Consider the following 13,217-nt stretch of genomic DNA (forward strand, 5'->3'; position numbering starts at 1 on the left):
AACGCAGCTCCAAAAAGCCTCTCATTCGGCGGGGTCCGGCGAATCCTTGAGCGCCGAATCCAGCTTTCGACTGACGGTTTGCGGAGAAACCGTGCGCTTGGCAACGCGGGAATAGAAGATCGGAATGAGGAACAGCGTGATGAGCGTCGCCAGGCTGACGCCGAACACAACGACCGTACCGATCGAATGGCGCGCCGCCGCCCCTGCCCCGCCGCGAATGACCAGCGGCACCGCGCCGATGACGGTTGCGATGGACGTCATCAGGATCGGGCGAAGGCGCCGCTTGGCGGCTTCGCGAATGGCCTCGGCAATCTCCATCCCCTCGTCGCGCAACTGGTTGGCGAACTCGACGATCAGGATGCCGTTCTTGGCGGCCAGACCCACCAGCATGACGATGCCGATCTGGCTGTAGAGGTTGATCGTGCCCCCCGTGATCGCCAGCCCCAGCGCACCGCCCGCAACCGCCAGCGGCACCGTGGCGATGATGACGCCGGGATGGACGAAGCTTTCGAACTGGGCAGCCAGCAGCAGGTAGACAAGCAGGATGGTGAGGCCGAACACCAGCCAGATCGATCCGCCGGTTTCCCGCAGCGACTGGCTTTCGCCGCGATAGCCGATGGCCAGCACCTCGGGCGACTGGCGCGCCTGATCCTCCAGGAAGCCCAACGCTTCGCCCAGCGAAGTACCGGGCGCCAGCGCAGCGGTCAGGGTGATGGCACGCAGCTTGTTGTAGCGGTTGAGTTGGCGCGGCCCGGCGACTTCGCGCACGGTGACCAGCGTGGACAGCGGCACCAGCGCGCCGGTGCGCGACCGGACATTGATCCGTTCCAGATCCGCCACGGTCCGGCGCCCGTCCTCTTCCGCCTGCACCAGCACGCGATATTCCTCGCCCCGGTCGACATAGGTGCCGACGCGGCGGGAACCGAGCAGGCTTTGCAGTGCCTGGCTGACATCGTTGACCGATACGCCCAGATCGCCCGCGCGGGCCAGATTGGCCTCGATCCGCATCTGCGGCTTGGTTTCCTTGTAATCGCTGTCGACGTTTATCAGGCCGGGATAAGCGGCGGCGGCCGCCATGATCCGGTCGCGCGCGGCGACCAGCCCTTCATAGGTGGACCCGGCCAGCACGATATTGACCGGCAGGCCGCGCCCGCGCCCCAGCCCCGATCGTGGTGCGGCGTTGCCGCGCACGCCGGGCTGGTCGGCAATCACCTTGTTGACGATGGTCGCGACCTCGGCCGTGGTGATGGTGCGGTCTTCCCAGGGGCGCAGGAAAGCGATGACGTTGCCGCTGTTGAAATCGTCGGTCGCACCAAAGCCAGCCGGCGCGCGGATGACCAGATTCTGAAGCGTGCCGTCCTTGCGCAGGAAGGCAAGATCATCCTCGATCTTCTTCATATAGGCCATCATGCGAACGAAGCCCGTACCTTCGGGTGCGCTGATCTGCGCCTCCACCACGCCGGTATCTTCGGCAGGGGCCAGTTCGCTCGGCAGGCGCGTGAAGAAGAAGCCCGCGACGCCCAGGAAGAGAAACACAGCCAGCAGCGGTAGCAACGGCTTGCGCAATGCGCCGTCCAGCCAGCGGGCATAGCCCTGTTCGAGCCGCTGGAACCGATCGTCGATCCAGCGCGCCAGCCGCCCGCGCTCGGCATTTTTGAGCAGCTTGGAGCACATCATCGGCGCCAGGCTGAGCGAGATGAAGCCGGAGAAGGCAATGGCGGCGATCATCGCGATCGCCAGTTCCCGGAACAGCAGGCCGGTCTGGCCGGCGAGGAACATGACCGGCACGAACACGGCACAGACCACCAGCGTCGTGGATATGATCGCAAAACCCACCTGCCGCGTACCGAGATAGGCGGCGACCAGCGGATCATCCCCCTGCTCGACCCGGTGATAGACATTTTCCAGCACGACGATGGCATCGTCGACCACCAGGCCGATGGCCAGCACGAAGGCGAGCAGCGTCAGCAGGTTGATCGACAGGCCGAGCAACCACATGACCGCACAGGTCGCCAGCAAACAGATGGGCACCGTGACCGCCGGAATGATGGTGGCGCGCACCGATCCGAGGAACAGGAAGATGACGAGGATGACGAGCAAGGCCGCTTCGGCCAACGTATCATAGACATTGTCGATCGCGCGCTCGATGAACAGCGATTCGTCGGTGCCTACGGCGACGCGCATCCCCTTGGGCAGGGTCGGCTCCAGTTCCTTGATGAGCGCCTTGGCCTTTTGCGCGACGGCCAGGGTGTTGGCGCCCGACTGGCGGATGATGCCAAGGCCGATCGCCGTGCCCTGATTGGAACGGAAGCTGCTATAGGGATTTTCCGCCCCCTCCTCGATCCGGGCGACGTCTCCGAGCCTGACGAGATAGCCGTCGGTGCCGCGCCCGACGACCAACTGCGCGAACTGATCCGGCGTTGCGAAGGGCCGTTCGACGCGCAGCGTCTGGTTCTGGTCCTTCGATTCGAAACGACCTGCAGGCAGTTCGACATTCTGGGTGCGCAGCGCAGCCTCGACATCGGCCGGGGTCAGGCCGAAGGCTGCCAGCTTTTCGGCATTGAACCAGATGCGAGTAGAAGGCCGCGCCTCGCCGCCGATATTGACGCGGGCGACGCCGTCGATCGCGGCGAAGCGGTCGGCGACATTGCGGTCGAGATAGTCGCTGATCTGGATCGGGGTCCAGCCAGGCCGGGAAAAGGCGAGGAAGAGGATGGCGCGCGCGTCGGAATCGACCTTGCGGATTTCGGGCGCCAGCGCATCCTCGGGCAGATCCTCCACCACCGACCCGACCCGGTCGCGCACGTCATTGGCGGCCGTGTCGATATCGCGCGAGGGGTCGAACTCGATATTGATGTTCGACGTGCCGTCCTGCGACGTGGAGGTGATGGTCTGGATGCCCTGCACCCCCGCGACCGCATCCTCGATCAGCTGGGTGATGCGGCTCTCCACGACGGAGGCGGCAGCGCCGGTATAGCTGGTTTCGACCGACACGATCGGCGGGTCGGTATCGGGATATTCGCGCACCGACAGGCTCATCCACCCGACGATGCCGACGATGCAAAGCAGCACTGCGACGACCGCGGCGAAGACCGGGCGGCGGACGGAAAGATCGGACAGCTGCATCAGCGGGCTGCCTTTTCCTTGCCATCCTTCGCCTTTTCACCAGGCAGGCGCACGGTCACGCCATCGGTCAGCTTCACGACGCCTTCGGTCACGACCATCTGGCCCGGCTTCACGCCGCCCAATATCTCGACCCGGCCATCCTGGCGGATACCGGTGCTGACCTTGGTCCGCTTGGCAACATGGTCCTCGATCAGGAAGACGAAGCGTTCGTCCCCATCCCCCACGACCGACAATTCCGGCACGGACAGCGACTGGCGCTGACGGGCGAGGACGCTGACGGTCAGCAACATGCCGGGTTTCAGCGCATGATCGGGATTAGGCAGGATTGCGCGCACCTTCACCGCGCGCGTGGCGGGGTCGATGATGGGGTCGATGGTGGCGATGGTGCCGTTGAACGGACGGTCGGGCCACGCGGCCGACACCGCCTTGATCGGCATGCCGGGGCGGATCATCGCCAGCCGAGTTTCGGGGATGGTGAAGTCCAGCTTGATCCGGCTGATGTCGCTGACCGTGGCGATCGGCGTCCCCGCCGTCACGATCGCGCCGGGCGACACGGTGCGCAGCGACACCCAGCCGCCAAAGGGCGCGCGGATCACCCGGTCGCCGATCGATGCACGGGCCAGTTGCGCATTGGCCCGCGCCGCATTGGACAGCGCAACCTGCTGTTCCAGCGTGGCCCCCGTGGCAAAGCCGCGATCCTTGAGCGCCTGGATGCGCTGCAACTGCTGGCCGGCCTGCAAGGCGGTCGCCTCCGCCGCGGCCAGTTCGGCCTGTTCCTGACCAACGGCCAGCCGGGCGATCACCTGCCCTTTTGCGACGAAACCGCCATCGGCGAAGTTCAGCGCCTCGATCCTTTCCGTCACTGGCGCGGACAGGACGACCTGTTCATTGGCCAGCGCGGTGCCAACCGCCTCCAGGTCATCAGTGAAGGCTGCCGCCGCGATGGGCTGGGTTTCGACCAGCGGCACGGCGCGCGGCTTCTGCTGCTTTTCGCCGCTGCAACCGGCAAGACAAAGGGCGGTGAGAATGACAGGCAAATAAGGACGCATGGCGGAGGGCTATCGGGCCTTTCAGGGCGACACAATGGGAAGCTTTGTCGCAATATGTATCAGTATATGTCGGGGGCTGAGAACGAAGCTGAACTCGTTATCCGCCAAGCCGGGCATAGAGGAGAAATTCGACATTGCCCTGAGGCCCGGTAATCGGGCTTTGCGTCAGTCCCGCGACAGTCCAGCCCTGCGCCACCGCCCAATCCTGCACCTCGGCGCAGACCCGCTCATGCACGGCGGGATCGCGAACGACGCCATTCTTGCCTACTTCCTCGCGCCGCGCTTCGAACTGCGGCTTGATGAGCGCGACCATCTGCGCACCGGGCCTGGCGAAGGTGATCGGCTTTTCCAGCACCTTGGCGAGCGAAATGAAGCTGGCATCGCAGACGATGATGTCCACCGCTTCGGGTATATGGGCGTCGGTCAGGATACGGGCGCTGGTCTGTTCATGGACGATGACGCGCTCGTCCGACCGCAGCTTCCAGGCGAGCTGGTTGGTGCCGCTGTCGACCGCATAGACCTTCGCCGCGCCACCCGTCAGCAGTACGTCGGTGAAGCCGCCGGTCGATGAGCCGACGTCAATGGCGACGAAACCGGTGACGTCTATGCCAAATTCCTCGATCGCATGCGCCAGCTTGATACCGCCGCGCGATACCCAGGGATGGTCACGGCCACGCACGTCGAGGTCCGCGTCGGCCGGCACCTGCTGCCCGGCCTTCTCCACCTTCTTGTCGCCCAGATAGACGAGGCCGGCGAGGATCAGCGCCTGCGCGCGGGCACGGCTTTCGGCAAGGCCATTGTCGACGAGCAACTGGTCGGCACGCACTTTCGCCATCAGGGCACCAGCGCAGTCAGGGTGGCGGGGGTCAGCAATTGCGGCAAGGTCTGGGCCTCCTTGCCCGGCGCATACCAGAGGTAAAGGGGAACGCCAGACCGTTCCTGGCTCTCCAGGAAACGGGTGATGGCGGGATCGGCATTGGTCCAGTCGCCGACCATGACGGTGACGCCGGCCCTGTCGAACGCCGCGCGCGTTTCGGCGCGGTCGATGGCGGCGGCTTCGTTGGCCTTGCAGGTCAGGCACCAGTCGGCAGTGAAATAGAGGAAGACCGGTTTGTTCGCGGCACGCAGTTCGGCGAGTTTTGCGACAGCGAATTGGACAGTTGAATCGCCTGCTTTCGCGACGGCCGGCGCGCTGGTCGGCAGCGCATAAGCGCCCCCGGTCAGGATCGCCAGACCGGCGATGGCGGCGATCAGGCCCCCGCCCTTGCCCAGCCGCTGACGACCGCCCAGCCACCAGAGCAGCAGCGCCAGCAGCAGCGCCGCACACAGGCCGATGGTCATACCCGATACGCCGCGTTGCTGGCCCAGCAACCAGGCAAGGCCCAGCGCGGTCAGGAACATCGGGATGGCAAGGATTTTCTGGAATGTCCCCATCCAGCCGCCGGGCTTAGGCAAACCTTTGCGAAGCCCCGGCACCCAAGCGAGCAACAGGAAAGGCAGCGCAAGGCCAAGGCCCAGCCCCGCGAACACCGCCAGCGCCGCCGGCAAGGGCAACAGCAGCGCCGCGCCCATTGCCGCCGCCATGAACGGCCCGGTACAGGGCGTCGCGACGAAAGCCACCAGCGCGCCGGTCCAGAAGGAACCAGCGACGCCGCCCTTCCCCACCAAGCCTTCACCACCGCCATAGGCGCGAAGCTCGAACAGGCCGGCGAGGTTGAAAGCGATCGCCGTCACCAGCAACAGCAGCGCGAGGATGATGCGCGGGTCTTGCAACTGGAATGCCCAGCCGACTGCGCTGCCCGCCGCGCGCAACGCCAGCAGCAGTCCACCCAGCGCGAGGCAGGTAAGGATGATGCCAGCGGTATAGGCCAGCGCCTCCCGCCGGACGGTCCGTTCATCGCCGCCCGCCTTGGCCAGCTTCATCGCCTTGAGGCCCAGAATGGGGAAGACGCAGGGCATGATGTTGAGCAGCAATCCGCCCAGCAACGCCCCGCCCAACGCCGCGAGGATGGCGCCCCATGGGCCACCGTCCGGTGCCGCGCCGGTGACTTCGCCCGGCCTGGCCGCCAGCAGGAAGCCGACATGATCGCCTGTGCGCAATACCGCCTGCACGGTACCGCCCTTTTCTCCGTCCGCCGCGTCGGTTTCCAGCAGCAGCGCGTCGCCCTGCCGCGTCACCGTCTGCGGCGCAGCATAGCGGGCGAACCCGTCGGTCAGCGGGAAGAGATGCACATCGCTGGCCTGCGCGCTTGCCGGGAAGGGCACGGACAAGCGCAGCTTGCCGTCCTTGACGGCATAGGTCGCTTCCGATCCCAGCGGCCGCGGCAAATGGGTGCGCCAGCCATCGAACCGGCCGCGAGTCGCCGTCACGACCTGACCATCGCCCACGACAAGGTCCAGCGTCAGTTCGCCCCCTTCGGGCACGCACACCTTGTCGGTGCAGGCCAGCCATTGTGCCTTCGCCCGGACCGGCAGGCGCGTGCCCGGCGCTACATCGGCCGCGACCTTGAGGTCCGCCAGCACAGCATAGGGGCCTTCATAGACATGGTTCATGAGGCCGGAAATCAGCAGTGTTTCTGGCACCGGATAACGCAAGGCGCCGACCGTGACGCCCTTGGGCAGAGTCCAGTCGACGCTCATGCCAAGGCCGGCATCCCCGGGATTCTGCCAATAGCCGTGCCAACCCTGTTCCGGCAGCATGGCAAAGGCGATGGTGGTGCCCTCTCCTGCCCTGGGCGTGGCGCTCTCCGCCTCCAGACGGGCTGCGATATGCGCAGCGCCACCACCGAAGGCACTCTGCGCCTTGGCATCGGACAGGCCTGCCAACAGGGCAAGCGTCATGAATATGACTTGAAAAATCCGCATCGGGCCTCTGGTCGCGTGGATGCAAGGGGGCTAGGTCGCTCCCTATCCGCCGTCAAGGCATGAGAAGGTCATAGAATATGTTGAAACGAGTCGCCGCCGCTCTGTTGCTTGCCACCGCGCTCGCCCCGATCGCGCCGGTCGTGGCGCAAAGCCCCGCCCCCGCAACAGCCGCACCCGCGACCGTTCCTGCCTCTGGGCCAAAGCTGATCGTCGCGATCAGCGTCGACCAGTTTTCCGCCGACCTGTTCAGCGAATATCGCCAATATTATACCGGCGGCCTCAAGCGCCTGACGACCGAGGGCGCGGTCTTCCCGCGCGGCTATCAGAGCCATGCCGCGACCGAAACCTGCCCCGGCCATTCCACCATCCTGACCGGCAGCCGCCCGTCGCGCACCGGCATCATCGCGAACAACTGGTTCGACCTGAATGCCAAGCGCGAAGACAAGAATGTCTATTGCGCCGAGGACGAGAACCAGCCGGGCAGCAACAGCGACAATTATGTCGCTTCGCCGCTGCATCTGAAGGTGCCCACTTTGGGCGGCCGGATGAAGGCGGCCAACCCCGCCACCCGCGTCGTGTCCGTCGCCGGCAAGGATCGCGCGGCGATCATGATGGGCGGCGGCACCGCCGATCAGGTCTGGTGGCTGGGCGGCCCGCAGGGCTATGTCAGCTACAAGGGGATCGCCACCCCGCCGCTGGTCGCCAAGGTGAACGAAGCGATGGCCGCGCGGCTGGCGCAGCCCAATGCCGGCTTCGACCTGCCGGCCCAGTGCGTGTCGAAGGATTTCGCGGTCAAGGCCGGCGACCGCAGCGTCGGCACCGGTCGCTTCGCCCGGGCGGCGGGCGATTACAAGGCATTCCGTATCTCTCCCGAACAGGATGCGATGACGCTGGCCTTCGCCGCCGCCGCGATCGAGAATATGGACCTGGGCAAGCAGGCACAGACCGACATCATCTCGATCGGCCTGTCGGCGACCGACTATGTCGGCCACACCTATGGCACCGAAGGCACGGAAAGCTGTATCCAGATCGATCGGCTCGACCATGAACTCGGCGCCTTTTTCGATCGGCTGGACAAGGACGGCATCGACTATGTCGTGGTGCTGACCGCCGACCATGGCGGCCATGACCTGCCCGAACGCCATCGCCTCAATGCCATGCCGATGGAACAGCGCGTCGACATGGCGCTGACGCCCAAGGCGCTGAGCAATGCTGTCGCCGAAAAGGCCGGGTTGGCGGGCAAGAAGGTGATCTGGGGCGACGGGCCGGCCGGCGACCTTTATTTCGACAAGGGGCTGACCGCCGCGCAGCGCGCACGGGTGGAAGCCGAAGCGCTCAAGCTGCTGCGCGCCCATCCGCAGGTGGAGACGGTCTTTACCAAGGCGCAGATCGCCGCCACCCCTTCGCCCTCCGGCCCGCCCGAAAGCTGGAGCCTGATTCAGGAGGCGCGCGCCAGTTTCGATCCGGAACGGTCAGGCGACCTGCTGCTGCTGCTCAAGCCCCGCGTCATGTCGATCCCCGAACAGGCGGTGATGGGCGCGGTCGCGACCCATGGTTCGCCCTGGGACACGGATCGCCGCGTGCCGATCCTCTTCTGGCGCAAGGGGATGCAGCATTTCGAACAGCCGCTGGGCGTGGAGACGGTCGACATCCTGCCCTCGCTCGCCGCGCTCATCAAGCTGCCGGTGCCCAAGGACCAGATTGACGGCCGCTGCCTCGACCTGATCGCCGGCAATGGCGACAGCTGCGCGCAATAAGCGCCTGCATTCCTTCTCCCGCCGACGAGAGAAGGATAGGAAGCCTTAGCAGCGAAGCCGGTTAGGCGAAGTTCGATGAGGGTAAGCGAGCCAAAGAGCGCGCCTGCCCATACGGCCCTTACCCTCCCACGCCTTCTGCGCGGGTTTCTACACCTCTCCCGTGAAAACGGGAGAGGTGTAGAAACCCGGCCACCCTTGCTTCAGATATTCTCTCCCACGCCGTCGGTCGATTCCTCGATCAGGGCGTGGACGCGGTGCGGCGCGGACACCTGGACGCGGCTGGTCACTTCATGCTGGGCCTTGGCCTGACGGACATTGCTGTCGGCGGGTACGCTGTCGGTCAGCCAGACATTGCCGCCAATGACCGACCGGCTGCCCACGATGATCCGCCCCAATATCGTCGCGCCGGCATATATCACCACATCATCCTCGATGATCGGATGGCGCGGCAGCGCCTTTTCCAGCGCGCCCTTCTCGTCCGCCGGAAAGCTGCGCGCGCCCAGCGTCACACCCTGGTAGAGGCGCACCCGGTCGCCCACGATCGCGGTTTCGCCAACGACCACGCCGGTGCCATGGTCGATGAAGAAGGACTGGCCGATCCTGGCGCCGGGATGGATGTCGATCCCGGTCTTGCCATGGGCGATCTCCGAAATGATCCGCGCCACCAGCGGCGCGCCCAATTCATAGAGCCGATGCGCCAGCCGGTGATGGATGATGGCCAGCATGGAGGGGTAGCAGATCAGTACCTCGTCCACGCTGCGCGCCGCCGGATCGCCCAGAAAGGCGGCGTCGACATCGGTATCGAGCAACTGGCGCAGCGCCGGCAGGCTGTCGGCAAAGCCGGCGATGATGCGCGCCGCTTCCCGGTCCACCGCCTGCGCAGGCTGGCCTTTCAGCGCATAGATTTGTTCCAGCCGGATCTGGCCATAGAGGCGGCTGAGCACGGTTTGCAGCGTTCCGGCGACATAGGCGTCCTCATTATGCAAACGCACGAAGCTCGGCCCAAGGCGCAGCGGAAAGAGCGCGCCGCACAAGGCCTGCATGATCTTCGCCAGATTGTCGCGCGAGGGGAAGCCTTCCGCGCCATATTCGGCATGATGCTTCTGCGACTGCCGCCAACGGCTACGCGCCGCGCTCAGCTCCGCGACGAGCCGGTCGATATCCCAATAGTCCTCGCCCGCTTCTTCTCTACCCTGTCCGTCCGTCATCTTGTCCGCCTTCATGCGCTTATGCGCGGGACATAGCGTGGTGGCAGGGAGGGCGATAAACGAGTTTTGCTTGGGGGAGGCCAGATTCTCTTTTAGCTGCGCCCGCTCATTTCGGCAGGTGCAGGCAGATTTCGGCGCGCAATCCGCCCTCGGGCCGGTTGGCGAGCAGGAACTGCCCTCCTTCTGCCAGCACCGCCTTCTGCACGATGGCAAGGCCCAGCCCCAGCCCGCGCGTGTTACGCTGGCGTGCGTCGTCCAGACGCGAGAAGGGCCGCAGCACTTCTTCCAGCCGTTCGCGCGGGATGCCGGGGCCGTCATCATCGATGCGGATCAGCACCTCGCTCCCCTTCCGCGCCAGCGAGACACGGGCACGGTCGCCATAATGGAGCGCATTTTCAATCAGGTTGCGCACCGCGCGGCGGAGCGACAGCCCGCGCACTTCCATTTCCAGATGGTCCGGCCCGTCATATTCCACGTCCTGACCATGATCCTGAAACGCATCGACGATGGTGGCGATGCTGACGGCGATGTCGGTGCGCACGGACGGTTCGGGGTCTTTCTCCCCACCCAGAAAGGCGAGCAGCGATTCCAGCATCGCCCCCATTTCCTCCAGGTCGCCGCCCATCGCCTCCTGCACTTCGGGGTCTTTCACCATTTCCAGCCGCAATTGCAGCCGGGCAAGCGGCGTGCGCAGATCATGGCCGACCGCCGCCAGCGTCTCGGTTCGCTCGTCGATCAGGCGGTGGATGCGCGCCTGCATCGCGTTGAAGGCGGTGATGAGGTTGCGCACATCGTTCGTGCCCGCTTCCGGCACGATCACTTCGGACCCGCGGCCGATCTTGTGCGTCGCATGGGTCAGGTCACGCAGCGGCGCCAGCGTGCGGCGGATCAGCAGCAACCCGGCGAGCAGCAGCGCCAGCACCGGGATCAGCGCCAGCCCCATGCGGCCAATGGTGAAGGCCCATTTGCCGCCACTATGGTGCATGCCGAAATAGAGCCAGCTGCTGTCATGCAACTGCAAGCCGCCGTTGATTTCCGAATGGCGGCCCGGCGTCAGGCGCAGCCACAGGCCGGATTTCTCCAGGCTGGGTTCCCAATCGATGATCTGGCGCCGCATCCGCTCCAGTTCGGGTGACAAAGGCGGCGGCGGCGGCGCGGCGGGCGACCAGTGGACGTCGTAGCGATCGGTGGTCAGTTGCAGGCCCAGCGCCGGCCGCTCGCCACGCGGCTGCTCCAGCAACAGCTTGCGCGCGATGACCAGATGCTCGGCCAGGCGCCGTGCCTCGTCATCCTGCAAGGACAAGTGGCTGGCCCGTTCATAGACCAGCGTGCCAACGGCAAATTCCAGCGTGACGGTCAGCAGCAGGATCGCGAAGAGCCGGCCGAGCAGCCCCAGCGATCCCCTGACATGCCGTCTCAAGCGCGGCTGACCTCTGCGTTGAACATATAGCCGACGCCGCGCACGGTGGTGATCGGCGCACCCTTGTCTTCGGTGGACAGCTTGCGGCGCAGACGGCTGACCAGCACGTCGATGCTGCGGTCGCTGCTATCGCCCATGCGGGTACGCGACAGTTCGATCAGCCGTTCGCGCGCAATGACGCGCTGCGGGTGGCTGAGGAAGGAGCCGAGCAGGTCGAACTCCGCGCCGGTCAGTTCGACGATCGCACCAGTGGGCGAGCGCAGTTCACGGCGGGGGAAATTGACGCTCCAGCCGTCGAAATGGGCTTCGCTCTCGCGATGCTCGTCCGGGCCGCGTTCCACGCCCACGCGACGCAGGATGGCGCGGATGCGGGCGATCAGCTCGCGCGTCCCGAACGGCTTGGGCAGATAATCGTCCGCGCCCAGTTCCAGCCCGACGATCCGGTCCGTCTCGCTGCCCTTGGCGCTGATGAAGATGATGGGCACGTCGCTCTTGCGCCGGATCTGGCGGCAGAGGTCAATGCCGTTGGTGCCGGGCAGCATGACGTCCAGCACCACCAGATCGACCGGGCCGGCATCGAAGGCCACCCACATTTCCGGGCCGGAGGATGCGGGCCGCACCTGATAGCCATGTTCCTGAAGCGCGCGGGCGGTCAGCGTGCGCAGCGGCGGATCGTCTTCGACGAGGATGATCGACGGGGCGGTCATGAAAGCATCAGCGCACAAAATGTCATGATCGGGAGATAGGCCCCACCCTATCGGGGGTCAACCGCGCGACGCCGCCCGGCGGGGCAATCGCGACTGGAGCAACAATTTGTCACGACAGCGAAAGGGGCCGGCCCGACATGATGTCGAACCGGCCCTTTTCAATCAATCCAAGGGCGTCGGATCAGAAGGCCGCCGTCAGCGAGAAGACGATCTGGCTGCGCGCGATCGACTTGCCGGCATTGTCGGCGTCCACGACCTCGAAATTGGGACGGATGTAGTTTTCCTCGACGCGGGCGATGTCGGTGTCGACATAGGCAACGCCCAGCGTCAGCGGCGTACCAGGAATGGCGAGATCGGCACCGACCAGCCAGTCCATATATTTGCCGGTCGGCGCGACCGAAGTGCCGTTCGGGCCCAGGCCGCTATTGCCCTTCGAATAGCCCAGATGCGCCTTCAGCGACACGGGGGTGTTCGGTACGGCGCCGCTCACGTCAACCCAGCTGTAGAAATTGTCGTTCTTCTTGCCGGGATTGTCGGGGATGCCCGAAGCGTAGCTGACCGAATTATTGTACCACTTGCCCAGCGCCTGCTGCTTGGGCGCATAGGCGACACCAACCAGGGCCTTGACCGGGCCGAGCTGGCTGGACAGCTTGACATAGGGTTCGGCGAAATCGGTTTCATCCGCACCCGACGGATACATGTACCAGGTCAGGCCGACGTCCAGCGTGGTGGTTTCGTTCAGCGGGATGGCATAGCCAGCGAACAGGTCCAGTTCGATGCCGGCGCCGCCGAAGGTGCCCCAGCCGGCCAGGTTCGATGCCCAGGTGCCGACATAGGCGCCGCTTTCATGCGTTGCGGTGATACCGCCCTGCACGGCCATGGCCTTGTCCGACTGCGACACGCCACGGAAGCGATAGTCGGACACGAGGCCGACGCTGCCGGAAACGGTGACGGGGCTGGCGGGTTCTTCCTGTGCAAAAGCCGGGGCGCTGGAAAGGAGCGCGAGGGCGGCACAGGCGATTTGGTACTTCATGAACATTCCCCTTTACGTTGGAATGTTCCGTCCTGCATCCGCCGCCCAGGGA

Annotated in this window: 9 protein-coding genes; 1 reads left to right on the top strand and 8 read right to left on the bottom strand. The window is 65.4% G+C overall.

All coding sequences use genetic code 11. The annotated features are described in order from the left end of the window. Nucleotides 1-21 precede the first annotated feature (21 nt). The 4 genes from ACNHGR_RS09845 to ACNHGR_RS09860 all read right to left on the bottom strand — a co-directional run bounded on the left by ACNHGR_RS09845 (nt 22) and on the right by ACNHGR_RS09860 (nt 7,040). Nucleotides 22-3,126, bottom strand: a complete 3,105-nt coding sequence (locus ACNHGR_RS09845) for an efflux RND transporter permease subunit (protein ID WP_475285750.1) — start codon at nt 3,124-3,126, stop codon at nt 22-24. Further along, complete coding sequence (locus tag ACNHGR_RS09850) at nt 3,126-4,175, bottom strand: efflux RND transporter periplasmic adaptor subunit (protein WP_184266850.1); 1,050 nt, start codon at nt 4,173-4,175, stop codon at nt 3,126-3,128. The genes ACNHGR_RS09845 and ACNHGR_RS09850 overlap by 1 nt, the downstream gene beginning before the upstream one ends. Before the next feature lie 97 nt (nt 4,176-4,272). Further along, complete coding sequence (locus ACNHGR_RS09855; RefSeq protein WP_475285752.1) at nt 4,273-5,010, bottom strand: TlyA family RNA methyltransferase; 738 nt, start codon at nt 5,008-5,010, stop codon at nt 4,273-4,275. After that, nucleotides 5,010-7,040: a protein-disulfide reductase DsbD family protein gene (locus tag ACNHGR_RS09860; protein ID WP_475285754.1), complete on the bottom strand. Its 2,031-nt coding sequence runs from the start codon at nt 7,038-7,040 to the stop codon at nt 5,010-5,012. Before ACNHGR_RS09860 ends, ACNHGR_RS09855 begins: the two co-directional genes overlap by 1 nt. A 77-nt stretch (nt 7,041-7,117) precedes the next feature. Here ACNHGR_RS09860 and ACNHGR_RS09865 point away from each other — a divergent pair, with 77 nt between their 5' ends. Further along, complete coding sequence (locus ACNHGR_RS09865; RefSeq protein WP_475285756.1) at nt 7,118-8,797, top strand: alkaline phosphatase family protein; 1,680 nt, start codon at nt 7,118-7,120, stop codon at nt 8,795-8,797. A 200-nt stretch (nt 8,798-8,997) separates the two neighbouring features. On the opposite strand, the gene epsC is transcribed toward ACNHGR_RS09865, so the two are convergent. From epsC to ACNHGR_RS09885, 4 genes are all read right to left on the bottom strand, one after another. Further along, nucleotides 8,998-10,005, bottom strand: a complete 1,008-nt coding sequence (epsC, locus tag ACNHGR_RS09870) for a serine O-acetyltransferase EpsC (protein WP_475285758.1) — start codon at nt 10,003-10,005, stop codon at nt 8,998-9,000. A 106-nt stretch (nt 10,006-10,111) separates the two neighbouring features. Further along, nucleotides 10,112-11,425: an ATP-binding protein gene (locus tag ACNHGR_RS09875; protein WP_475285760.1), complete on the bottom strand. Its 1,314-nt coding sequence runs from the start codon at nt 11,423-11,425 to the stop codon at nt 10,112-10,114. Continuing rightward, nucleotides 11,422-12,132 carry a response regulator gene (locus ACNHGR_RS09880; protein ID WP_184266862.1) on the bottom strand — a complete coding sequence of 237 codons (711 nt, stop codon included), beginning with the start codon at nt 12,130-12,132 and terminating at the stop codon, nt 11,422-11,424. The genes ACNHGR_RS09875 and ACNHGR_RS09880 overlap by 4 nt, the downstream gene beginning before the upstream one ends. A gap of 181 nt (nt 12,133-12,313) precedes the next feature. After that, complete coding sequence (locus ACNHGR_RS09885) at nt 12,314-13,171, bottom strand: TorF family putative porin (protein ID WP_475285763.1); 858 nt, start codon at nt 13,169-13,171, stop codon at nt 12,314-12,316. Nucleotides 13,172-13,217 lie beyond the last annotated feature (46 nt).

This window comes from Sphingobium sp. RS1, from assembly GCF_056156825.1.